The sequence below is a fragment of the Rhodococcus sp. DK176 genome, assembly GCF_038447315.2.
Taxonomy (GTDB): domain Bacteria; phylum Actinomycetota; class Actinomycetes; order Mycobacteriales; family Mycobacteriaceae; genus Rhodococcus_F; species Rhodococcus_F jostii_A.
Window position 1 is genome coordinate 4464480 of record NZ_CP118321.2, and the last position, 23304, is coordinate 4487783.

22 protein-coding genes are annotated in these 23304 nt (G+C 67.1%); 9 read left to right on the forward strand and 13 right to left on the reverse strand.

Annotated elements, in window-relative coordinates; all coding sequences use genetic code 11:
* Positions 1 to 20: 20 nt before the first annotated feature.
* The 4 genes from PSR88_RS21190 to PSR88_RS21205 all read left to right on the forward strand — a co-directional run bounded on the left by PSR88_RS21190 (position 21) and on the right by PSR88_RS21205 (position 6863).
* Positions 21 to 623 (forward strand): TetR/AcrR family transcriptional regulator, encoded by a 603-nt coding sequence (locus PSR88_RS21190; protein WP_005253325.1) that lies wholly within the window; start codon positions 21 to 23, stop codon positions 621 to 623.
* Between the two features lie 50 nt (positions 624 to 673).
* Positions 674 to 3028, forward strand: a complete 2355-nt coding sequence (locus tag PSR88_RS21195) for an MMPL family transporter (RefSeq protein WP_016884469.1) — start codon at positions 674 to 676, stop codon at positions 3026 to 3028.
* 125 nt (positions 3029 to 3153) lie between these two features.
* The gene (locus tag PSR88_RS21200) at positions 3154 to 4887 is read left to right on the forward strand and encodes an ABC transporter ATP-binding protein (RefSeq protein WP_011596648.1); all 1734 of its coding nucleotides are present in this window, start codon (positions 3154 to 3156) and stop codon (positions 4885 to 4887) included.
* Positions 4884 to 6863, forward strand: coding sequence for an ABC transporter ATP-binding protein (locus tag PSR88_RS21205; RefSeq protein ID WP_016884470.1), 1980 nt, complete (start codon positions 4884 to 4886; stop codon positions 6861 to 6863). Before PSR88_RS21200 ends, PSR88_RS21205 begins: the two co-directional genes overlap by 4 nt.
* 42 nt (positions 6864 to 6905) lie before the next feature.
* Here PSR88_RS21205 and PSR88_RS21210 read toward each other — a convergent pair whose 3' ends face one another.
* Complete coding sequence (locus tag PSR88_RS21210) at positions 6906 to 8147, reverse strand: hypothetical protein (protein ID WP_016884471.1); 1242 nt, start codon at positions 8145 to 8147, stop codon at positions 6906 to 6908.
* Positions 8148 to 8152: 5 nt separating this feature from the next.
* The gene (locus PSR88_RS21215; protein ID WP_016884472.1) at positions 8153 to 10036 is read right to left on the reverse strand and encodes a sulfatase-like hydrolase/transferase; all 1884 of its coding nucleotides are present in this window, start codon (positions 10034 to 10036) and stop codon (positions 8153 to 8155) included.
* Positions 10037 to 10142: 106 nt separating this feature from the next.
* Here PSR88_RS21215 and tgt point away from each other — a divergent pair, with 106 nt between their 5' ends.
* Positions 10143 to 11387, forward strand: coding sequence for a tRNA guanosine(34) transglycosylase Tgt (gene tgt / locus PSR88_RS21220; protein WP_016884473.1), 1245 nt, complete (start codon positions 10143 to 10145; stop codon positions 11385 to 11387).
* A 43-nt stretch (positions 11388 to 11430) separates the two neighbouring features.
* Here tgt and PSR88_RS21225 read toward each other — a convergent pair whose 3' ends face one another.
* From PSR88_RS21225 to PSR88_RS21235, 3 genes are all read right to left on the reverse strand, one after another.
* Complete coding sequence (locus tag PSR88_RS21225) at positions 11431 to 12159, reverse strand: queuosine precursor transporter (RefSeq protein ID WP_005248717.1); 729 nt, start codon at positions 12157 to 12159, stop codon at positions 11431 to 11433.
* A gap of 117 nt (positions 12160 to 12276) precedes the next feature.
* Positions 12277 to 12912, reverse strand: coding sequence for an RDD family protein (locus tag PSR88_RS21230; protein ID WP_011596653.1), 636 nt, complete (start codon positions 12910 to 12912; stop codon positions 12277 to 12279).
* Between the two features lie 159 nt (positions 12913 to 13071).
* The gene (locus tag PSR88_RS21235; RefSeq protein ID WP_016884474.1) at positions 13072 to 13740 is read right to left on the reverse strand and encodes a hypothetical protein; all 669 of its coding nucleotides are present in this window, start codon (positions 13738 to 13740) and stop codon (positions 13072 to 13074) included.
* Positions 13741 to 14271: 531 nt separating this feature from the next.
* Here PSR88_RS21235 and PSR88_RS21240 point away from each other — a divergent pair.
* Entirely contained in the window at positions 14272 to 14820 is a 549-nt protein-coding gene (locus PSR88_RS21240; RefSeq protein ID WP_011596655.1) for a DUF4190 domain-containing protein, read from the forward strand.
* Here PSR88_RS21240 and gluQRS read toward each other — a convergent pair.
* From gluQRS to PSR88_RS21255, 3 genes are all read right to left on the reverse strand, one after another.
* Positions 14789 to 15745: a tRNA glutamyl-Q(34) synthetase GluQRS gene (gene gluQRS, locus PSR88_RS21245; RefSeq protein WP_016884475.1), complete on the reverse strand. Its 957-nt coding sequence runs from the start codon at positions 15743 to 15745 to the stop codon at positions 14789 to 14791. The genes PSR88_RS21240 and gluQRS overlap by 32 nt on opposite strands.
* Before the next feature lie 11 nt (positions 15746 to 15756).
* Positions 15757 to 16368 (reverse strand): TetR/AcrR family transcriptional regulator, encoded by a 612-nt coding sequence (locus PSR88_RS21250; RefSeq protein WP_011596657.1) that lies wholly within the window; start codon positions 16366 to 16368, stop codon positions 15757 to 15759.
* Between the two features lie 79 nt (positions 16369 to 16447).
* Positions 16448 to 17026: a dihydrofolate reductase family protein gene (locus PSR88_RS21255; RefSeq protein ID WP_005248710.1), complete on the reverse strand. Its 579-nt coding sequence runs from the start codon at positions 17024 to 17026 to the stop codon at positions 16448 to 16450.
* Between the two features lie 82 nt (positions 17027 to 17108).
* Between PSR88_RS21255 and PSR88_RS21260 the strand changes: the two genes are divergently transcribed.
* Positions 17109 to 17690 carry a TetR/AcrR family transcriptional regulator gene (locus PSR88_RS21260; protein WP_011596658.1) on the forward strand — a complete coding sequence of 194 codons (582 nt, stop codon included), beginning with the start codon at positions 17109 to 17111 and terminating at the stop codon, positions 17688 to 17690.
* Here the strand turns inward: PSR88_RS21260 and PSR88_RS21265 are convergent.
* Positions 17674 to 18342, reverse strand: a complete 669-nt coding sequence (locus PSR88_RS21265; protein WP_011596659.1) for a lysophospholipid acyltransferase family protein — start codon at positions 18340 to 18342, stop codon at positions 17674 to 17676. The genes PSR88_RS21260 and PSR88_RS21265 overlap by 17 nt on opposite strands.
* A gap of 54 nt (positions 18343 to 18396) precedes the next feature.
* Here PSR88_RS21265 and PSR88_RS21270 point away from each other — a divergent pair, with 54 nt between their 5' ends.
* Positions 18397 to 18984: a TetR/AcrR family transcriptional regulator gene (locus PSR88_RS21270; protein WP_016884476.1), complete on the forward strand. Its 588-nt coding sequence runs from the start codon at positions 18397 to 18399 to the stop codon at positions 18982 to 18984.
* Here the strand turns inward: PSR88_RS21270 and PSR88_RS21275 are convergent.
* Genes PSR88_RS21275 through PSR88_RS21285 form a run of 3 tightly spaced genes read right to left on the reverse strand, consistent with a single transcriptional unit; the run spans position 18968 to position 21911 of the window.
* A complete protein-coding gene (locus PSR88_RS21275) occupies positions 18968 to 20506 on the reverse strand; it encodes a metallophosphoesterase (protein WP_016884477.1) in 1539 nt (512 codons plus the stop codon). The genes PSR88_RS21270 and PSR88_RS21275 overlap by 17 nt on opposite strands.
* Positions 20507 to 20544: 38 nt before the next feature.
* The gene (locus PSR88_RS21280) at positions 20545 to 21105 is read right to left on the reverse strand and encodes a TIGR03086 family metal-binding protein (protein WP_016884478.1); all 561 of its coding nucleotides are present in this window, start codon (positions 21103 to 21105) and stop codon (positions 20545 to 20547) included.
* Complete coding sequence (locus PSR88_RS21285) at positions 21102 to 21911, reverse strand: helix-turn-helix domain-containing protein (protein ID WP_029539704.1); 810 nt, start codon at positions 21909 to 21911, stop codon at positions 21102 to 21104. Before PSR88_RS21285 ends, PSR88_RS21280 begins: the two co-directional genes overlap by 4 nt.
* A gap of 155 nt (positions 21912 to 22066) precedes the next feature.
* Between PSR88_RS21285 and PSR88_RS21290 the strand changes: the two genes are divergently transcribed.
* Positions 22067 to 22582 (forward strand): hypothetical protein, encoded by a 516-nt coding sequence (locus PSR88_RS21290; RefSeq protein WP_005248698.1) that lies wholly within the window; start codon positions 22067 to 22069, stop codon positions 22580 to 22582.
* Here the strand turns inward: PSR88_RS21290 and PSR88_RS21295 are convergent.
* Positions 22557 to 23240: a YoaK family protein gene (locus PSR88_RS21295; protein WP_011596664.1), complete on the reverse strand. Its 684-nt coding sequence runs from the start codon at positions 23238 to 23240 to the stop codon at positions 22557 to 22559. The two genes, PSR88_RS21290 and PSR88_RS21295, sit on opposite strands and share 26 nt — an antisense overlap.
* Between the last annotated feature and the right edge of the window lie 64 nt (positions 23241 to 23304).

The window sequence follows — 23304 nt, forward strand, 5'->3', positions numbered from 1 at the left end:
AGTTCTGTACCGTCGGTGTAGTGATTTCGGAAATCGGACTGCGGGACCGCAAGAAGGCCGCCACGCGCGCAGCCCTCAGCGGCGCCGCCGCACGCCTGGCCCGCGCGCTGGGCATCGAATGCGTCACTGCCGACGCCATAGCGTCCGAGGCGGGGGTCTCGACTCGGACGTTCCACAACTACTTCTCCAGCAAGGAGGAGGCGGTACTCGCGCACTTCGAGCAGTCCGTCCACGACTGGGTGGACCTGCTCCGCGCCCGCCCCGAGGACGAGCCGATCTGGGATTCCCTCGAGCACGTGGTGGTCCAGATCGTCACCGATCCGGCGAAACCGCTCGAAGAGACCGCGGTGATGATGGAACTCGTCGAGACCAGCCCCGCGCTGCTCGCGAAGAAACTCGAAGTGCACCTGCGCGTCACCCGTCTGGTCGGTGAGGTGATCGCCGAACGCACGGGCACGAACATCGACACCGACCTCTACCCCAACCTGCTGCACCTGGCGGTCGGGTCGGCGTGCAAGGCGTCGCTCGACCTGTGGATGAGTGGTAAGTCCGGTGCGAGCGGACCCGAAGAACTCGTCCGCGACGCCATGCGTCAACTCCGTCAGGGAATCCCGCAGCCGTAGCCGGCTGCCCCGAATCACTCTTCGTTCCACCGACTCAGAAGGAGCCTCTCGTGGCCACCTATCTCTATCGGATCGGCAGATTCGCCTACCGGCGAAAAGGCGCGGTCCTCAGCGTCTGGTTGGTGATCCTGGTCCTCATGGGCGTCGGCGCGGCAACGCTGTCCGGGCCCACGAAGGACTCGTTCTCCATCCCGGGCACCCCCGCGCAGCAGGCGCAGGACCTGATGGCCGAACGCTTCCCCGAGGCCGCGGGCAGTGACCCGATGAACGCCGTCAGCGCGCGTTACGTGTTCGCCGCTCCCGAGGGGCAGACCCTCGAGAGCGAGCAGAGTCAGCAGGCGATGGACGCGGTGCTCGCCAAGGTGCGCGGCATCGAACAGGTCCAGGACGCCGCCAAGGTCGATCCCGCCACCGCCTCGGGCGCCGACGCCGCGAAGGCACTGGTCAACCCCGTCACCGCGAACGAGCAGCTCGTCGAGATGGCGAAGTCCACCGCGGCCGACAAAGGAATCAGTGAGGACGCCGCCCTCGCGAACGCGCAGGCGCTGTCTCCGCTCAACGCCGACAAGACCGTCGGCTACGTCGAGGTGCCGTTCAAGGGCGGCATGGGCGACGTCGACCAGGCTCTGCGCGACCAGATCTCGGCCGCGGCCGACGCCGGCCGCAACGCCGGACTGACCGTCGAGATCAGTGGTTCCGCCGCCAACGAAGCCGAGCCGCCCGGCGGCGCCACCGAACTCGTCGGTATCGGCGTGGCCGCTGTCGTGCTCGCGCTCACGTTCGGTTCGCTGGTCGCCGCGGGTCTGCCGTTGATCACCGCGATCATCGGCATCATGATCGGCAGCCTCGGAATCACCGTCGCCACCGGATTCACCGACCTCAGCTCGATGACACCCACGCTGGCCATCATGATCGGCCTGGCCGTCGCCATCGACTACTCGCTGTTCATCGTGTCCCGTTTCCGACACGAGCTTTCGCTCACCGACGACCGCTCGGAAGCGGCCGGACGTGCCGTCGGCACCGCCGGTTCCGCCGTGGTGTTCGCCGGTCTCACGGTGATCATCGCCCTGATCGCGCTGCGCGTCGTCGGCATCCCGTTCCTCTCCGACATGGGTGCGGCCGCCGCGTTCACGGTGTTCATCGCCGTCTCGATCGCGTTGACGCTCCTGCCCGCGATCCTCGGACTGTTCGGGAAGAAGGCGTTCGCAGGCAAGATCCCGTTCCTCAGCAGTCGTGACCTCGAGGACGACGAGGGCAAGCCGAGCCTCGCCCTGCGGTACATCAGCGCCGTGGTCCGCAGGCCCGCGATTCCGCTGATCGCCGGAGTCGTGGTGCTCGGGGCGCTCGCCATCCCCGCGACCGGCCTGAGCCTGGCCCTGCCCAGTGAGGGCACCGGCGACCCCGCCACCAGCTCCCGGCAGGCCTACGACCTCGTGAGCGAAGGCTTCGGACCCGGCAAGAACGGTCCGCTGCTCGTCGTCGTCGACGCCAAGGACGTCACCACCGGCACGCCGTCGGAGGCGTTCGGTGAGGTCGTGAAGACCATCACCGCGCAGAACGACGTGTCCAACGCGCAGGTCGTCGGCGTGAACAAGGCCGGTGACACCGCGCAGATCCTGGTGACGCCGAGCAGCGCCCCCAGCGATCCGGCGACGATGGATCTGGTGAACAACCTCCGCGGTGCGGTGGCGGACCTGCACGACTCGATCGGCGTCAACTACGGCGTCACCGGGCAGACCGCGCTCGAAGGCGACGTGTCCGAGACGCTGCAGGACGCGCTGATCCCGTACCTCGCGGTGGTCGTGGGCCTCGCCTTCCTCCTGCTGCTGCTGGTGTTCCGCTCGGTGCTCGTGCCGCTGACGGCCACCCTCGGCTTCCTGCTCAGCGTCGCGGCCACGTTCGGTGCCACCGTCGCGGTGTTCCAGGAGGGCTGGGGCGGCATCATCTCCAACCCGCAGCCGATCGTCAGCTTCATGCCGATCTTCCTGATCGGCGTCGTGTTCGGTCTCGCGATGGACTACCAGGTGTTCCTGGTGACCCGGATGCGGGAGGAATACGTCCACGGCGCAACCGCGAAGCAGGCCGTCACCGTCGGTTTCAACCACGGTGCCCGGGTGGTCAGCGCCGCCGCGGTCATCATGATCTCCGTGTTCGCGGCCTTCATCGCCGAGCCGAACTCGTTCATCAAGTCGATCGGTTTCGCCCTGGCGGCGGCCGTGTTCTTCGACGCCTTCGTCGTGCGCATGGTGATCATCCCGTCCGTGATGGCACTGCTCGGCGACAAGGCGTGGTGGCTGCCGAAGTGGCTGGACAAGATCCTGCCCAACGTCGACATCGAGGGCGAGAAACTGAAGAAGGTCCTGCACGACGCGGACGAATCGCTAGTAGGCGCTTCGCGCCCGTGAGTGGTTGAGGAGTCTCTGGACTCGTCAACCACTCACGGGGCCGCAGGCCCCGAAAATCCGCGGGCCTGCGGTCGTTTCTGTTGGTAACCTTCGGACATAATGATGACCCGCCAGGATCGCTGCCCATGTTGAATGCCCTGCTCACCACGTACCTCCGCCCGTACAAGCGGGAGCTCACGGCGGTCGTCCTGTTCCAGCTCGTCGCGACCGCGGCAGCCCTGTACCTGCCCAGCCTGAACGCCGATCTCATCGACAACGGCGTCACCAAGGGCGACACCGGGTACATCCTGTCCACGGGCGTCACGATGCTGCTCGTCACCGTCGTGCAGATCGTCTGCTCGATCGGTTCGGTGTTCTTCGGCGCCCGCGCCGCAATGGGTTTCGGGCGCGACGTGCGCCGCGCCGTGATGCATCAGGTCGGGAGCTTCTCATCCCGCGAATTCGGGCGCTTCGGCGCGCCGTCCCTGATCACCCGCAACACCAACGACGTGCAGCAGGTGCAGATGCTCGTCGTGATGAGCTGCACGATCCTGGTGATGGCGCCGATCATGTGCGTCGGTGGTGTCGTGATGTCGATCCGCGAGGACGCCGGGCTCGCCTGGATCCTGGCGGTCACCGTGCCGGTGCTCGCGCTGTCCATGGGGTTCGTGATTTCGCGGATGGTGCCCGCGTTCCGGGAGATGCAGACCCGAATCGACGGGGTCAACCGGGTGCTGCGTGAGCAGATCACCGGTATCCGCGTGGTGCGGGCGTTCGTCCGTGAGCGCTCCGAGGTGGCGCGGTTCGGCGACGCGAACGAGCAACTCACCCAGACCGCCCTGCGGGTCGGCAGGCTGACGGCGGTGATGTTCCCCCTCGTGATGGTCATCGCGAACATCACCAGTGTCGCCGTCATCTGGTTCGGCGGCCACGAGATCAACAGCGGCACCATGCAGGTCGGCTCGCTGACCGCGATGCTCAGCTACATCATGCAGATCCTGATGTCGGTGATGATGGCGTCGTTCATCGCGATGATGGCGCCCCGCGCCACCGTCTGCGCCGAACGCATCGGCGAGGTGCTCGACACGGATTCCACCGTGGTCCCGCCGGTCGACGCCGTCACCGTGCTGGAGAACCCCGGTGTGGTGGAACTGCGCGACGCCCAGTTCAAGTTCCCCGGTGCCGACGCACCGGTGTTGCGCGACATCAGCTTCCGCGCCGAACCGGGCAAGACCACCGCGATCATCGGCGGCACCGGTTCCGGTAAGACGACGCTGCTGTCGCTGATCCCGCGCCTCATCGACGCCACGTCGGGTTCGGTCACCGTGTCCGACACGGATGTGCGCCGCATCGACCTGGACGTCCTGCGGTCCGGCATCGGACTCGTTCCGCAGCGGCCGTACCTGTTCTCGGGCACCGTCGCCACCAACCTCCGGTACGGCAAACCCGATGCCACCGACGACGAACTGTGGCGGGCTCTGGAGATCGCGCAGGCCGCGGATTTCGTCCGCGCGATGCCCGCGGGTCTCGACACCCCGATCGCGCAGGGCGGCACGACCGTCTCCGGTGGTCAGCGACAGCGACTCGCGATCGCGCGGGCACTGGTCCGTCGTCCGTCGATCTACCTGTTCGACGACTCCTTCTCCGCCCTCGACCTCACCACCGACGCCCGGCTGCGTGCGGCGCTCAAACCCGAGACCTCGGATGCGTGCGTCATCGTCGTCGCCCAACGTGTCTCGACGATCGTGGAGGCCGAGCAGATCGTGGTCCTCGAAGACGGCGCCGTGGTCGGAATCGGCACGCACGACCAACTGCTCGAGACGTGTCCGTGTTACGTCGAGATCGTCGAATCCCAACGATCGGTCCAGGAAGCACTATGAGCGATCGCGCAACCACCACCACTGCCGAAAGGCCCGCCGGCCCGCGTATTCCAGGACCGGTCGCTCCGGGTGCCCCGGGGTCCAAGCCGAACGACCTGTGGCCGTCCACCAAGCGGCTGCTGAGGCGGCTGGGTCCCCACCGGATCGCCGTCGGCATCGTTATCCTGGTCGCTGCCGTGTCGGTGGTGCTCACCTCGATCGCGCCGCGGATGCTCGGTCAGGGCACGAACCTGATCTTCGACGGCATCATCGGCGCGCAGTTGCCCGCCGGGATGTCGAAGGAGCAGGCCGTAGCCGCGTTGCGGGCCGACGGTCAGAACACGTTCGCCGACATGGTGTCCGGCATGGCCGTCGTGCCCGGTGTCGGAATCGACTTCAGTGCGCTCGGCCGGGTGCTGGCGATCGTGCTGGCCCTGTACCTGGGGTCGGCGGTGTTCATGTGGCTGTCGGGTTTCCTGCTGAACATCATCGTGCAGGGTGTAGTGAAGAATCTGCGCGCCGAGGTCGAACGGAAGATCCATCGACTTCCGCTGCGCTACTTCGACTCCCACTCCCGCGGCGACCTGCTGAGCCGGGTCACCAACGACATCGACAACGTCTCGCAGTCGTTGCAGCAGACGATGAGTCAGCTGATCGTGTCGGCGATGACGGTGATCGGCATCCTCGTGATGATGATCGTCATCTCGCCGCTGCTCGCCTTGATCGCGGTGCTGACGGTGCCGCTGTCGATCCTGGTGACCGCGCAGATCGCGAAACGGTCCAAGACCCACTTCGTGTCGCAGTGGAAGTCGACGGGAGCGCTCAACTCTCACGTGGAGGAGGCGTACACGGGCCACGAACTGGTCACCGTGTTCGGCCGCAGCCGCGAGGTGGAGGCCCGGTTCGAGGAGCAGAACGAGGCGCTCTACCAGGCCAGTTACCGGGCCCAGTTCATCTCGGGCCTGATCATGCCGGCGATCATGTTCCTCGGAAATCTCAACTTCGTGGCCATCGCCGTGCTCGGTGGCATGCGGGTGGCGTCCGGCACGATGAGCCTCGGCGACGTGCAGGCGTTCATCCAGTACTCGCGCCAGTTCACCCAGCCCCTCACCCAGATCGGGGCCATGGTCAACCTCATGCAGTCGGGTGTGGCGTCCGCCGAGCGGGTGTTCGCCATCCTCGACGAGGACGAGGAGGAACCCGACCTCGCCGAAGCGCCCACGCCGGCCGAGCCCCGTGATGCGGGTCGCGTCCATACGTTCGGCCGGGTGGAGTTCTCGGACGTGTCGTTCAGCTACTCGCCGGAGAAGCCGCTGATCGAGAACCTGTCGCTGGTGGCGGAACCCGGTCAGATGGTCGCCATCGTCGGACCCACCGGCGCCGGCAAGACCACACTCGTCAACCTGATCCTGCGGTTCTACGAACTCGACGGCGGCAAGATCCTCCTCGACGGCGTCGACATCGCCGAGATGTCGCGCGACGACCTGCGGTCCCGCATCGGCATGGTGCTGCAGGACGCCTGGTTGTTCGGCGGCACCATCCGCGACAACATCGCGTACGGACGTCCCGACGCCACCGAGGACGAGATCCAGGCGGCCGCACGAATCAGCTACGTCGACCGGTTCGTCCACTCGCTGCCCGACGGCTACGACACCGTCATCGACGAAGAGGGCAGCAACATCAGCGCCGGTGAGAAGCAGCTGATCACCATCGCCCGCGCGTTCATTTCGCAGCCGTCGATCCTGATCCTCGACGAGGCAACCAGTTCCGTCGACACCCGCACCGAGTTGCTCGTGCAGCACGCCACGGCGGTCCTGCGCAGCGATCGCACGAGTTTCGTGATCGCACACCGCTTGTCGACCATCCGCGACGCCGACCTCATCGTCGTCATGGAGGACGGTCGCATCGTCGAGCAGGGCAGCCACGACGACCTGCTCCTCACCCGCGGCGCGTACTACCGCCTCTACAACAGCCAGTTCGTCGGCGCCGAAGTCTGACCACCCGTGAGTACTTCTCAACCACGGGCGGTTGAGAAGTACTCACAGGCACGCAGTGCTTCCCCCGGCTTCGAAGGTGGCGGTGTCGCAGTAGGCGGCGCGTGGGTAGTACGGACCCATCGTGGCGGCCGGGTCGGTGTGATTGTTCTGCGAGGCCTGCACCGACTGTGGGTAGAAGGCGTCGGACGGCAGCATGTACCGCAGGAACAGGACCTTTTTCGCGACGTCGGTGGAGCCCCAGGGGATGACGGTGACGGCCGGGTCGGACGCGGCGCGGGCGGGGACGTCCTGCGGTGCGGCGACGACGTACGTGTAGTCGCCGTCGCCGTCGGTGCGTGTCTGGAAGTCGGCGGCGCATGCGACGACGGGGTACGGCGTCGCCTGATCGTTCTGGCACATCGACCAGTACCGCACCTGGCGGCCGGGTGCCGTGACGGGCTGGCCGGCACGGGTGTCGGGGAATGTCGGTGCCCGGCCCTGTACGACGACGATGCGTCCGGGCTGGTACGTCAGGCCTGCCCCGACATATTTGTTGTCGCCGTTGGGGAACAGGCCCGACGTGCTCGCGGGGTTCACGAACGTCGCCTCGGGCACGTTGCCGGGGAACGCACCGGACGCGGCGCCGGCGATGATCTGGTCGAATGCGGCCTCCGCGACCTGTCCGAGTGGGCCGTCGTCGTAGGCGGAGGGATCGAATTCGGCTCCGCAGGTCGGCACCGGCGACGTTCGGCCCCCGAACGTCAGCGTCACGCCGGGAAGCGGAACACTACCGGTCGGCGATGCCGGGTCGTCGGGGACGTACACCCGGATGATGAGGAAGCCGACGGGTACCCACTGCGTGTCGGCCCCGGCGGGCAGGGCCTGAATCTGGTTGCGGGAGTGGTCGGCCGGACCGGTCACGACGGTCGCGTGCCAGCGCTTCTGCGTGGCGGGCAGGGCGCCGGCGGTAGCGTCGGCGAACGGGTTTCCGCTGCCGGGATCGGGTCCGATCTGGTTGTCGCGCAATGTGTCGACGGTGTCGAAGTTCGTCCCGTACGTGTTGAGCGAGAAGTAGCGGGCGGCCGGGTAGGTGCCGCTCAGTTCGATGGTGTCACCCGGGGCCAACGTGTAGGGCAGGACCCAGTATGTCGCGTTGGCGTCGGGGAAGGCGACGTTGAGTACGGTCGAGTCGGACATGAACTGCCACGCGCACTGCGCGGTCGGTGGGGGCGCCGCGGACGCGAGGGAGGTGCCACCGGACCACAGCAGCAGAACCAATACGGCGGCAACGACTTTCCCGGTCATGTCCGTCAGAACACCTCCCCGAACGCGGTCAGCTTGTCGATGCCCTCCCGGTCGATCTCGCCGGGTGTGTACCGGTTGATCAGCTGGATGTAGGCGAGGTACCGGGCCATCGCGTCGGCACCCTGCTGAGCGAACGCCGGGGGTAGCGGCGCGGCGAGCTGAGTCGGCAGGTACTGGGTCATCAGCTGGGCGGCCATGGCCGGACCGCGCGGGTCGTGATCGAAGGTGTTGTCGAGTTCCGCCCGACCGCGTTCGGTGGCGTAGTCGTAGAACTCGTACTGGAACGACGCCGGGTCGACGTAGGCGGTGGGCCCCAACCACTTCGAATACACCGCGACCTTCGCCTCGGGGGTGCGGAGCACGTAGATGTGGGCGGGGGAGTTGTTCCAGTTGACCCCCTGCGGTGCGTGTTCGTTGGTGGCGAGGACGACGTGGTCGCGACCGGCCGCGGTGTTGCTCCGCAGCAGCGGCATGAGGTCGGCGCGTTCGGCGTACGTGGCGAACAGGTCCCCGGACATCCAGTTCCGGTTGCCGTGCCCGAGCGTCGCGAGCAGCGGCGCAACGTCGACGCTCGACGTGAGTTGGCCGCGCGGGGTGTCGGTGTCGCCGGTGAATCGTCCGGTCGGGTCGGCGACGATCAGCGGGATGTGGAACGCCTCGTCGTAGGCGGTGGACAGTTTGCCTGCGACGAAGCCGTGCGCGCCGGCGTATTCGCCGTGATCGGACGTCATGACGAAGACGGTGTTCGCCGCGACATCCTCCGGCAGTGAGTTGATCACCGTGCCGATGTGGTGGTCGACCATCGACAGCACGTTGGTGTAACTGTCGAGGGCCCGCTCCCAGTAGGTGTACGGCGCGAACGCGATGTGCCGGTCGGGATCGGTGCCCTGACCGTAGGGCTGGAGGTAGTAGTTCGACAGATTCTGGATGTCGTCGGTGACGCCGCCCCACACCAGGGCCTGGAACTCCCGAGCGAACACCTGGGTGCTCGGTTTCGACTGCAGTGCCTTCTCGGGTTCCCAGTTGGGCGGCACCGAGGGATAACCCAGCCGCGGAGGGTCGCTCTCGCCGGTGGTCACCGACCAGGCCCGGGCGGGGCTGAGTGGGGGAACGTTGTTCGCGTACAGCGACTGATACCGTTCCGCTTCCGTTCCGGCCCAGAAGAACTGCTGGTCATGGGGATTGACGAAGCTAGCCGTGAGGCAGAACGGGCCGTCCCCGGGTTTTCGCGTCGACAACCACGCCGCGGCCTGGTCGGCGATGTGCCCGTCGAATTCGAATCCCTCACCGTTCATTCCGATGATGTCGGGCATGGTCAGTCCGTCGAACCCGTACTCCTCGAGGTAGCCGGGCGCGAGCCCCGAGTCCTCGTCAGGGGACGGCGACAGATGCCACTTACCGACGTACGGCGTGACGTAGCCCGCCTGCCGCAGCAGCTTGCCGTACGTCGGAAAGTCCCGTCCCATCGCGGGCGACGGGACGGGGGAGGCCCGATTACCGGTCCGCGTCTGCAACATCCAGTTCTGCAGCGGATACAGCCCGGTGACGAAACACGCACGGCCGGGGCTGCACGCCACCCCGGCCGTGTAGTGCTGCGTGAACTTCACCCCGGGCGCCCACAGCGTGTAGAGGTTGGGCATGAACCGCTGCAGAAACTGGTCCGGAGTAGTGATCCCCGCGGGAAAGACCTGGGGAAACCGCATCTCGTCGACGACGATGAACACGATGTTGGGCTGTACGTAATTGCTGGGCTGACGGTGTAGCGGCTTCTCCGACGCGTCCGCCCGACGGTCGAAGAGGCCCGACATCACGGTCACCCCGCCGGCGACCGCTGCACCCGAGAGAAACGTTCGCCTGTCGATCCGATGGCCGGCCTGCTCGTCGCTCATGGCGGTTCCTCCGGTCGAAGGGGTGGGATCGTCACACTCTCTGTACCCACTTTCGAACGAAGTAGTGATGTGTCGCCGGAAATGTCGCCCGTGATTGGATACACCCGTGAATGCCGTAGTCCCGACCCCGCCCGATCCGTTCTTCACCGTCGGTACCCGACTCGACGGGCAGCTGGGTCGTACCGGAACCATTCACACCCCGCACGGCGACATCGCGACGCCGTCGTTCGTCGCCGTCGGCACCAAGGCCACCGTCAAGGCGGTGCTGCCTGAGAGCATGAAGGAGCTGGGCGCGCAGTCGCTGCTCGCCAACGCCTACCACCTGTACCTGCAGCCCGGGCCGGACATCGTCGACGAGGCCGGCGGTCTGGGCAAGTTCATGAACTGGGACGGCCCGACGTTCACCGACAGCGGCGGATTCCAGGTCATGTCGCTGGGCGTCGGGTTCAAGAAGGTCCTCGCGATGGAAGCCGTTGGGGTGCGCTCCGACGACGTCATCGCGAAGGGCAAGGAACGCCTCGCGACCGTCGACGACGACGGTGTGACGTTCAAATCGCACCTGGACGGGTCGCGGCACCGGTTCACGCCCGAGGTGTCGATGCAGATCCAGCACCAGCTCGGCGCCGACATCATGTTCGCGTTCGACGAGCTCACCACGCTGCTGAACACCCGCGGGTACCAGGAGCAGTCGGTGGAGCGGACGCAGGCGTGGGCGGTGCGCTGCATCGTCGAGCACGAGAAGCTCACCGCCGAGCGCGCCCATCGCCCGTACCAGGCGCTGTTCGGGGTCGTGCAGGGCGCGCAGTACGAGGACTTGCGCAGGCAGGCCTGCAGGGGGCTGGAGTCGATCACGGGGGAGAGCGGCCGCGGTTTCGACGGGTACGGCATCGGCGGGGCGCTCGAGAAGCAGAACCTCGGCACCATCGTCCGGTGGTGCAACGAGGAGCTTCCCGAGCACAAGCCGCGGCACATGCTCGGCATCAGCGAGCCGGACGACTTCTTCGTGGCCATCGAGAACGGCGCCGACACGTTCGACTGCGTGAATCCGTCGCGGGTCGCGCGCAACGCCGCGATCTACCACCCGGACGGCCGGTTCAACATCAACACCAGCCGCTTCCGTCGTGACTTCACGCCCATCGACGAGAACTGCGATTGCTACACCTGCGCGAATTACACCAGCGCCTACATTCACCATTTGTTCAAGGCGAAGGAAATGCTGGCGTCCACGCTGTGCACCATCCACAACGAACGCTTCACCGTCCGGCTGGTAGATCAGATCCGCGCCAGCATCGAAGGCGGCTACTTCGACGAGTTCAAGGCCGAAACCCTGGGCCGCTTCTACCGCACATGAGTGGGAAAGCGCCCTCGGGCACACTTTCCCACTCACGTGGGGGTCAGAGCTGGTAGGTGGGTTCGCGTTTCTTCACGTAGGCGATGACCCGGTACGTGATCGGCATGACCAGTACCTCGACGAGGGTCTTCCACAGGAATCCGACGATGACGTAGTTGACGAAATCGCTCCACGTGCTGATGCCGATCGCGCCTGCGGCGATGGAGCAGAAGATCAGGGTGTCGGCGAACTCACCGACGATGGTGGACCCGATGAGCCGCGCCCACAGGTGCTTCTCCTTGGTGCGCTCCTTGATCAGGACCAGCGTCACCGAGTTCAGCATCTGCCCGACGAGGTAACCGGCCAGCCCGGCGAGCAGCAGTCGCGGGTAGACGCCGACGACGGACCGCAGCGCCTCCTGGTTCTCGTAGAAGTCGGCGGACGGCAGCTCGATGAGGAGCCAGAAGCAGAACGCGGCCAGGATCAGGGCGCCGAAGCCCAGGTAGATCGCGCGACGCGTCGACTTGAACCCGTACACCTCGCTGAGGACGTCGCCGAGAATGTAGGCGAGCGGGAACAGGAAGAAGCCGCCGTCGGTGATGACGGGCAGGATCTGCAGCGGCCCGATGGTCAGCGACGAATCGGCGAAGAATGCGACGCCCTTCGTCGCGCAGATATTCGAGATCAGCAGCGTCGCGGTGAAGAGGGCAACGAACGTGGGGTAGTACCCCCGGCTGACGTGCGCGAACGTCGCGTGGTCGTCTGGCTTGGTCTGCTGATCTGAGGCTGTCACGCCGCAATCCAAGCACCTGCAGGTGGACGTGCGCGAATCAGGAACGGGTGAACGTACCTTTTGTCCGATCTGACGCGACGAAAGGTACGTTCACCCGCACGGTAGGACGGGTTCGGGCTAGCCCTGGACGACGCGCGTGCCGCCGGCCAGTTCGTCGTGCTTGCCCTGCTTGGTGGGGCTGCCGTTGATCGTCACCCCGATGATGATCGCGGCGACGACGCCGAGCACACCGAACAGGAACCCGAGGAGCGGGAACCCGCCGAGCGCGGACAGAACGTAGAAGCCGTTCCTGGTCAGCGACTGCTGCTGGGTGGGGAACCCGCCGTTCGGGCCCTCGACGCGCAGACCCAGGATCTGCTTGCCCAGGGTCTGCCCCCTCGTCGTCTCGAGGAAGACGAAGTAGCCGACGGCGGCGGCCGCGGTGAGGATCGCGCCGAGGACGCTGCCCAGGAAGTTGCCCAGCACCAGCGCGAGGACGGTGCCGACCACGGCCATCGGGATGCCGACGATCAGGCCGTCGATCACGCGTGCGCCGAGGCGGGGAAGAAGTTCACCGGGACGGGACGCGTCGAACCCGAAGTCCGGCTGCGCGAACGGCTGGGTGCCGAACTGCTGCGCCGAATCGAACTGCGGCGGTGCGCCGAACTGCTGTCCGAACTGCTGCTGCCCCGCCCCGTTGTAGTGCGGTTGCCCGTACTGCTGCCCGCCGAACGGCTGTTGTCCCTGGTCTGGATCGAATCCACCGGTAGTCATGTGTTCCCCCTCGAATCTCGAGTCCTGAATGTCTCGGATGACGCCTGAGCACCTTACGCACGGGGTGGGAGTGACTCGAGTGACGGGAGTAGCAAAACGGGTGAGCGTACTTTCCGTCCGCGAAGGACAGGAAGCACACTCACCCGTGGGAGCGAGCGGTCAGGCCGCGACGTAACGGCCGGTGAGCACGCGGTACGCGTAGGTCGACGCGATGATCGTGATCGGGATCGAGACGAGAAGTCCGACGCCGCAGAGGAGTGCACCGACGATGTTGATGCCGACGAGAGCGAGGGCCAGCAGCAGCACCGGGCCGACGTTCTGCGAGATCACGCGGAAGCTCGACTTGATGCCGGTGATCGCGTCCTCGTTCTGATCGATGACGAACTGCAGCGTCCACCAGGTCAGGAAGATGACGATGAGGCCCGGGATGATGAGCAGGACGAAACCGATGGTGGCGGCCACACCGATGATCACGCTGGCGATGATGATCGCCGCGACGTTGGTGAACTGGAAGAACGAACCGAACGCCGGCTTGTTCCCGTCCACCTCGTGCAGCGCGCCCCGCACGAGAGCCGCATTGATCAGGTAGCCGACGATGGTCGTGACGATCGTGCCGATGATGCGCCACACCGAGAACGCCGCGCTCATGTCGGACGACGTGCTGAAGCCGCCGAAGACGAGGTTCAGCACCACCTGGATGATGGCGGCGATCAGCAGGATGCCGATCCAGATGAGCGCGTTGTCCTTGAATTTGTTCCAGCCGTAGCCGATCGCGTCGCCCACGGAGAACTGCCCCGGCGTCTGCCCGGGCGTGCCGTAATCCGACATCGGCGGGGGCGGCGGATATCCGCCGGGCGGCGGTCCCTGGGGCGGCGGCGGGTAATTGCCCTGCGGCGGCGGGTAATTACCGGGGGGCGGTGGATAATTTCCGCCGGACGGCGGTGGATAGTTTCCGCCGGGCGGGGGCGGGTAGTTACCGCCGGGGGGCGGTGGCGGATATCCGCCGGGCGGCGGTCCCTGCGGCGGCGGAGGGTAATTCCCCGGGGGCGGCGGATAACCACCGGGCGGCGGTGGAGGATTGCCCTGCGGGGGGTATCCGCCCTGGTCACCACCTTCAGGTTTGTCGTTAGGGTCGTATCCACCAGTCGTCATGTGATCCCCTCAGCAAGAGTTGAATGCTCGCGCGTGACAGTGCGAATAAACACTACGTGGACAATCCTTTACTCGCCTCCCTTTGGTCTGCTTCTTCTCCTGCGGTTTTGATGCTTTACGCTGGTTATCGTGACTAATTCTGGGGGATCGGACGATTCGAATCCGTACAACGGGCAAACACCACCCACTTACGGTGAGGTTCCCGGCTTGCCGCGCGACGGATACGGGGTCGACGAATCCGGTTATCCCACCTATTCGGCGCCCACCGAGAAGTACCCCGACTATCAGCAGCCGGGCGCGTACGGGACTTCTCCGAATCCGTATGCCGCGCCGAATCAGAATCAGTACGGCGGCGACCAGTACGGGGCTCCGAACCAGCAGTACGGGACGCCCAACCCGTACGCCGCCCCGAATCAGTACAGCGCCCCCAACCAGTACGGGGCTCCGGGCCAATACGGCGGTCCCGCCCCGCAGTACGGCGCACCGAACCCGTACGGCGCGCCCTACCAGCGGCCGCTGGGGACGAACGGTCTCGCGATCGCGTCGCTGATCACGTCGATCGTCGGCGGATGCTTCTACGGCCTCGGCTCCATCGTCGGCATCATCCTCGGCATCATTGCGCTGGGCCAGATCAAGCAGTCCGGGCAGGAGGGCCGCGGACTCGCGATCGCCGGAATCGCCATCGGCGGCGCCTACGTCATCGGCTGGATCCTGTTCTTCCTGATCATGGTGATTGCGGCGGCGTCGGGAGCCTGACCACCCACGGTTCGCGGTGCAGGCGGGCCGGGTCGAACCGGTCGAGGAGTATCCCGAGATCCACGACCTCGTCCGGTTCCGCGAGCCCGAGTGACGTCGCCAGTACTCCGAGGACGTCGCTCGCGGTGCGTCCCAACGCTTTCTGGTCGGCGAGGGTGACGGCGCCGTCGCGCTTCGCGAGCCGTTTGCCGTCCTCGTTGAGCGCGAGGGCGACGTGCGCGTAGGTGGGGGCGGTCAACCCGAGCAGCCCCGCGAGGTAGGCCTGGCGGGGCGCGGACGAGAGCAGGTCGTCGCCGCGCACCACCTGATCGATTCCCTGGGCGGCGTCGTCGACGACCACCGCGAGGTTGTAGGCGGGTGTCCCGTCGCCGCGACGCAGCACGAGATCGTCCACCATGCCGGAATAGCTGCCGTGCAGGACGTCGTCGATGGTGAACGACGTGACGCCGGCGCGCAGTCGCAGCGCGGGTGGTCGTCCGCCGGCGAGCCGGTCTGCGCATTCGTCCGGTGTCAGGTTGCGGCAGGTCCCCGGGTACGCGCCCTGCGGCGCGTGCGGCGCCGACGCGGCTTTCAGGATTTCTCTTCTCGTGCAGAAGCACTCGTACGTGAGGCCGGCGGCGTGGAGTTCGGCGATGGCAGCGTCGTACCGCGACAGTCGCTGCGACTGCGACACGACGTCGCCGTCCCAGTCGAGGCCGAGGTCGGCGAGGTCGGCCAGCTGCCGGTCCCGGGCGCCCTCGCGGACGCGGTCGAGGTCTTCGACGCGCAGGAGGAACCGCCGGCCGGTGGACCGGGCGAACAGCCACGCCAGCACGGCAGTCCGCAGGTTGCCGAGGTGCAGGTCGCCGGACGGGCTGGGCGCGAACCGTCCCGCGCCCCCCGCCCGATGTGACAGCGGTTCACTCTGACGAGACGGATGTGACATCGGCCGAGGGGTCAGCTGGCCAGTTCGATCGACGACGACGGCACGACGTCGGCGCCCTGCAGAATCATGCCGATCTGAATGTCGAGGGCGTGCTCGAGGTACTCGGGCGGGTACAGCGCCGGACTGCCGATCGCATCGAGCGCGAGGCCGTCGACGGTGGCGAGGAGAAGCGCCGCACGGGTTTCCGCCTCGGGGGTGCCGATCCCGATGAGCACGGCGGACAGTCCGGTGCGGATGGTGAACAGGGTCTTGCGCCGGATCTCGGCGAGCGAGGGGGAGGTCGCGGCCCGGACGGCGAATGCCGCCATGACGTGCGCCTCCCGCGACCGCGCCTCGTCGAGTGGCAGCAACTGGGACATCGCGGCGAACAGGGCCCGGGCGGGATCCCCGCCGCGCTCGACCTCCGACAGTCGGGCGAGGAGTTTGTCGACGAGGGTCCGCAGGGCGAACGCGAACATCTCGTCCTTCGTGGAGAAGTGGTGCTGCACGGCTCCGATGGACACACCCGCCCTCTTGGCGACCTCGCGCACGCTGGCGCCCTCGAGACCCGACTCGGCCGCGACGTCGAACAGGGCCGCGGCCAGGCGTTCGGGGCTGGTGGACGAGTATCGGCGTTCGCGCATGCCTCGAACATTACTGACGTATTGAATCAATACATGCGTCAGGTGCCCGTGTTGCCGCGAGTGGCGGGTGTGACTTCGGTTATCGGCGGACGTACGTCAGGAAAATCATCCCGCTCTCGAAGGCGCGGCTCGCGGCCAGCCGGAACCGCTGAGGGCCGAATTCGCCGTCGAACAGCGGAATGCCGGTGCCGATCGCCACGGGATTGAGCTTGATCCGGAGCTCGTCGATCTCGGGCTGCACTGCGGCGGCGAGCTTGCCGCCGCCGCACAGCCAGATGTCCTTGCCGTCCTCCCGCTTGAGTTCGCGCACCTTCTCGATCGGATCGCCCGAGACGATCTCGACGTCCGGGTCGGGCGACTCGGTGATCGTGGTCGAGAAGACATACTGCCGCAGGTGCGCGTACGGGCTGGTCACGCCGAGGTCGAGGCCGGGCTGGTAACTGGCGCGGCCCATGAGCAGTGTGTCGAAATGTTTGTTGGGGGCATCGATTCCCAGCGGTGCCCGCATGTGGGTGGGGACCGTCTCGGGGTACTCGGCGATCATCACGGGCATGTGATCGCCGTCGATCTCGAAGATGGTGCCGGTGGGGTCCGAGCCGTCGGCGCCGGCGATGAATCCGTCGATGGTGGCGGCGGCGTAGTAGACGAGCTTTCGCATGTGAGTCCTCCCGTGATCGGTAACCACTCCATTTGTAGTACTATGGCTGCAGTGGTTGCAAGTCCTTTGCCGAGGAGTGTCGATGGCGCAGAATCCGGAACGACGTGCGGCTCTCGTGAACGCCGCGATCGAAGTGCTTGCGCGCGAGGGTGCGCGCGGCCTCACCTTCCGCGCCGTCGACGTCGAGGCGAACGTCCCCAAGGGGACCGCGTCCAACTACTTCCCCAGCCGCGACGACCTGTTCGACCAGGTCGGCAAGCGGATTCACGAGCGGCTGGGTCCCGACCCCTCGGTCGTCGAAGAAAGCGGGCGCAAGCCGCAGAATCTCGAGCTCGCGATCGAGTACATGCAGGGGCTGTTCGGCAGGATCACCCGTGACCGCACGGGCTATCTCGCGTTGCAGGAATTGCGTCTCGAAGCGGTCCGGCGTCCCGAGTTGCGGACCACGCTGACGCGCACGATCTCCGAGAATCTGAAGCGCGACATCGGTTTTCACCTCGACTCGGGACTGCCCGGTGATCGCAGCACCGTGCTGATGCTCTACCTCGCGATGAATGCGCTCATCGTCGAGCACCTGACGCTACCCGGCGTGCTCGAGGGGGTCGACACGGAGCGGCTCGTCGCCGATCTCGTGACGCGCGCCGTCGCTACGCCGGACGCCTGAGCGCGTAGTCGTCCACGTACTCCTGGCCCGACAGTGTCATGAGGGCGTGCATCAGCTCGTCCGTCGCGGCCCGGACGATGTGCCGGTTGTCGCGTAGCTCGGCGAATCGGGTGAAATCGAGCGGTTCGCCGACGGTCACCGTCACCTTGCCGAACCGCCACATCCGCGATCCGACGGGGTTGACCTGCCGGGTGCCGTGCATGGCAACAGGCACGACCGGGGCGTCCGTCGCGAGCGCGACCCGGGCGATTCCGGTCTTGCCCTTGTGGAGTCGGCCGTCGGGCGACCGGGTGCCCTCGGGGTAGATTCCCCAGACCTTGCCGTCGTCCAGGATCTTCCGCGCGGTGTTCAGCGCGGATTCCGCCGCGGAGGCCCCGGACCGGTCGATCGGCACCTGGCCGGCCGCTGTGAAGAACCAGCGTTTCGCTCGGCCCTTCGCGCCGCCTTCGGTGAAGTACTCGCTCTTCGCCACGAACGTGATGCGCCTGCGCACCATCAGGACGAGGAAGAACGAGTCGACGACGGTGAGGTGATTGCTCGCCAGAATCACCGGACCCGACGCCGGGATGTGGTGTGCACCGTCGATCGTGGGGCGCCCGAAGATGCGTAGCACCGGTCCGATCAGCAGGTATTTGAAGATCCAGTACCACACGGTGAACTCCTCACTTGGGCGCCGAAGCGTGAGTAGACATTGTCTACTCACGCCATGATAGACACTGTCTACATGAGTGGAGAAGTGCAATCCCTGCGCGTGCGGCTGATCGACAGTGGCCGCGAATTGCTGGACCAGGGTGGCATCGACGCCGTCGGGCTACGCGCCGTCGCCCGGCACGCGGGTGTCTCACACGGCGCGCCGCGGCGGTACTTTCCCACTCACAAAGCGTTGCTCGCCGCGATCGCCGCATCAGGATTCGCCGAGCTGTCCGACGAGCTCCGGTCGGCGACCGCGTCCGAGTCGGACCCCCTCGCACGAGTGCGGCGGACGGCACGGCAGTACCTCTCCTTCGCCGACACCCACCGCACCCTGTTCGAGTTGATGTTCCGGCACGACCTGCTCGAAGGGTCGGGAGAGGACCTGCGGCAACACTCGAAACCCCTGTTCGAGACGGTCGTCGCATTCGTCGCGGACACCGGCTCCGCGGACCCGCACGTGGTCGCGTTGAACCTGTGGACCCAGCTGCACGGGGTGGCGACCCTCCGCGCCACCCGCAGCATCGAGGTGATCGTCGGCGACTTCGACGTGGACAGTTTCGTCGCGCAGCTGATCGACCTACACCTCAGGGCGCGGGCATGACGGCGCGCGGCAAATCGGCCCGCAACTCCACACCGGTGACGAAGTCCCCGTCACCGGGCTGGTAGCGACGCTGCGGATCGAAGTCCTCCACCCGGAAGCTGTCCAGCGTGGGGGAGTGCGTCGTGACGGCGAGCGTTCCGCCGTCGAGATCGAACTGCAGGAGTCGCTGGAACCCGGTCTCGCGGCGGCTGTCCACCGTGAAGTACTGGTAGTCGGCGAGCAACTCCACAACCTTCCGATCCGTGTCGCCCACCTTCCGGTCGGTGACCGTCGTCTGCCCGTCGACGTGTCCCGCGAGGACCAGAAACACCGTGTCGAACGGAACGACGAGCCGGTTCCAGATCTGCTGTCCCGCACTGCTACCGATGTCGCCGAACCCACTCATCCGCAGCGAGCCGTCCTCGTCCAGGTAGTAGTGGCTGCCGATCATCACGTTGCGGTCCGGGTGGTCGGCGAGCACGTCCTCGGCCCACTGCAGTACGTGCTCGGGCGGGTTGTAGCCGATGTAGAGCATCAGGAATTTCGCGCCGGCGATGTCGAGCAGGTCGTAGTGCGCCGAATTGTCCGTGTCCGTGACGGATTCGCCCCAGTAGGGCCGGTCGCGGTACCGCCACGGCCCGAAGAACTCGTTGTAGAGGGCGTGGTTCTTCTCGTGTTCGCCGGGAATGAGCCGTCCGCCGACGTTCCACAGGTTGTCGTGGTTGCCGGGCAGGACGCCGTAGGGAATGCCTGCCTCTTCGAGCGTCGCCATCGCCTTGTCGGCCACCTCGAACTCGGGCCGGGCGCGGGACTCGGGTGCACCCGGACGTATCCAACTCTGGACGAGGTCGCCCGTGTGCATGGAATAGGCGATCTTGCGTTCGGCGGCGTTCTCGGCGGTCCAGCGGGTCATGTCGAAGTACACCTCCGGCCGGTCCCGCGACACGTACTGGGTGTCGGAGATGTGCTGCAGCGCGAAGTCGTACGCGTTCGGGTCGGCGAACTGCTGATCGGCTGTCGCGTTGGCCTCGCGGAAACTCCGGTCCCGTCGCGGACCGTCGATGACGAGGATCTGCGCGGTGTCCTCGCCCTCGATCCGGGTGGTCAGGGTGACCGGACCGCCCGGTTCGGACGGCTGCGCCGTCGCGACCGGCTCACCCCAGCTCTGCTCCTCCTCGTCCCACACGTGCATCGCGAGGTCGTCGAGATTCACCGAACGTCCGTGCCAGGTCACGTCCGTTCCTGCGGGCTCCGGACCGAACCGGACCTCGTACCGCATGTACGGGTACTCGCCGAAGCGGTGGCTGGTGGCCGACTGCCCGTCCGACTCCTCACCCGGAACCCGCTGTGAGGGAGCGGCGTCGCCGGTGGTCCCGGCGAACATGACCGCGGACGCGATCGGCGCCGAGGTGACGAGGCCACGCGCAGGCAGACCGGACGCGCCCCGGGGTTCGGGATCGGCCACCGCGACCACGTCACCGCCGAGCAGCGCAGCGGCCAGTGACACCGCCGTCAGCGCGGCAACCCTGCCCGGCACGCTCATGACCCGAGGTTACAAGCGCGACCGGGCAGGCGCTCGGGTCAGGCCTTGCGGCCGAGGAAGGCCAGGACCCTGGTCTGCTCGTCGGCGCCCGCGGGGACGTCCACGGCGGGGCCGCACACCCCGGCCGTGCGGATGTTGTCGCCCAGTTGCTCCGCGACGCCACCCACCCAGGTCAGGTCGTCGGCCGGGATGGTCTCGTCGAGGCCGGTGGCCCGGGCGAGGTCCCAGCCGTGGATCACCAGGTCGAAGCAGTAGAAGCTGTCGATGGTCTTGCCGAGGTCGGTGCGGCCGAAGTGCCCGTCGTACTCGCGGCTCACCCGGGCCGGATCGTCCAGGATCTCCTGCATGCCGTCGCGCGTGGCCGCCCAGGCGGCTACCGGGTCTTCGTCGACGGACGGCGGCACCGGCAGTTCCAGATCGACGACGGTGACGATGTAGCGCTGCGTGTCGATCACGTGCCGCACGACGTCGCGGGCCGTCCAGCCGTCACACGGGGACGCGTCGTCCCAGCGTTCCGTGGGCACGGATTCGACGCGCTTCGTGAACTTCGCGGCAAGGTCGCGGTAATGGGCTGCGGGGGTTTCGGTTGTCGAGGTCATGCGGCCGATTCTTCTCCCGTCCGGGGCCCGATGGCTTGAACATTTCCGACATCGACGACGGATTCCGTCCCGTGCCAGTCGGGGGCCTCGCTGGCGAGGAGGTCGGACGGGGTGAGCGAGGAGATCCGCCGGCATTCCCGCGACAGGTGCGCCTGGTCGCTGTAGCCGGCGGTGGCGGCGAGGTCGGCGAGCCCGGCCCGCGTCCCCGACTGCGCCAGCGCCATGAACCGCTGCAGCCGCAGGATGCCGCGGAGGGTGGCGGGCCCGTATCCGAACGCGTCGTTGCATCGCCGCTGCAGTTGCCGCTCCGTGACGGAGGCGGCGTCGGCGAGCGCGCCCACGTTCCACGAGTGCCGGGACAGCGCCTGCCGGACGGTGCCGATCAGCGGGTCGGCGTCCGGTCCACGGTTTCGCCACGCGCGCACGGCGTTCTCGAACAGGGCGATTCGTTCCGCGTAACCGGGCGCATTGTCGAGCCGGTCGGTCAGTGTCCGTTCCCACGTGGACCCGACCACGTCCCCGAGACCGACCCGGATGTTGCGGACCTCGGCCGCCGACGTCCGCAGCAGATGCGAGGCGGCGCCGGGACGGAAACGGACGCCGACGGATTCGGTGCCCGGCGGCAGCGTGAACGACCACGCCGTGGTCTCGGGACCGCACACGCGGATTCCCACCCCCCGGATCCACAGGATGTCCATGCACGCGTCCGGCACCAGCAGATGCTCGCCCTGCGTGCGCGCGGACCACCCGCACACCAGGGTGTCGGTGAGGTCGGGCGACGGTGAGGTCGGCGTGTACCAGCCCATGCACAGGAGCCTAATCACGCAGACCGACACGTGCGGGCCGGTCACATCGCCCGAAGTGCCCGCACCGGCACGCAACTCGAGGTGAACTGTATGCACGGGTCCGCAGAGGTTCCCCGGAGGCCCGCCACTTCGCCGTCACAGAGAACGAGGACTCCATGAGACGAACATGGGCGCTGGCAGCGATCGCCGCCGTCAGCCTGACCTTCTCGAGTTGCGCCTACGACAGCACCGATTCCGGCGACACGGGTGGCAACGCCCCGGTGTCGCCGACGCCGACGTCCCCGCCCGCCGCGCCCGGAACACCAGTCCTGAAGATGGGACCGACGACGCTCGGCGAGGTGATGGTCGACGACGGCGGCATGACAGTCTACGTGTACGACAACGACGAGGTCGGTTCCGGCGCCAGTTCGTGCCGCGACACCTGCCTGCAATCGTGGCCGCCGGTCACCTCCGTCACCGAGAACCCGACGGTCCAGGGGCTGCAGGAAGTCGTCATCGACACCATCCCGGCGCCGGACGGCACCCACCAGCTCACCGTCAACGGCCGCCCCGTGTACCGCTACAAGGACGACAACGAACCCGGTGACGCATTCGGACAGGCGGTCGGCAGCGTGTGGTGGACCCTCGACTCCGCAGGCAACCCGGTCACGACAACTGCGGGCGGCGAGTAGCGCGGTCGATCCTCAAGTGGACGGTGACGGTCAGCGCTGCCGACAGGACGGCAGCGAACCACAGGGCGTCCAGCCCGATCCAGTGGTGCGCGAGGGCGCCCGTCACCGCTCCCACCACCAGACCGGCCCACAACGCGAAGTGCCGTAGCCACGCCCACCGCGGTCCGCCGAACAGGGCCCCGGCCAGCCGATGTCCCATCTTCACGAGCGCGCCCGTCATGTAGGTGAGACCGATGGTGACCTCGCCGTCGCGCTGGAAGAAGGAGTTCTCGGCGCCCATCGCGAGCAGCATCGCGCCGACGGCCACCGTGCTCGCCCCGACAGTCGCGGCCACCGCGCCGACGATCAGCAGTCCCGACACGACCGCGAGCACCGTCGTCCGGACGGGCAGGCGCCGACGATCGGACAGGTGCACGACCACTGCGCCCAGGGCGCAGCCGAGAACGAACATGCCGATCACCGCGGCAGCCGTCGCCGCGTGCGCCCACGCGGCGTCCGCGAACCCGACACTGAACCGGGTGAGGTTGCCGCTCATGAACGCGACGAAGAACCCGCCGAGCGTGATGAATCCCAGCGCGTCGACGTAACCGGCCAGCGTGGACAGCACCACCGCCAGCGCGAGCATCTGCCTGCTGTCGTCGATCGGCACACTCCACATCAAACACCGCAGCCGACGACAGTGGCCCCCGATCCGGAAATCGGGGGCCACTGTGGCGTAGGTC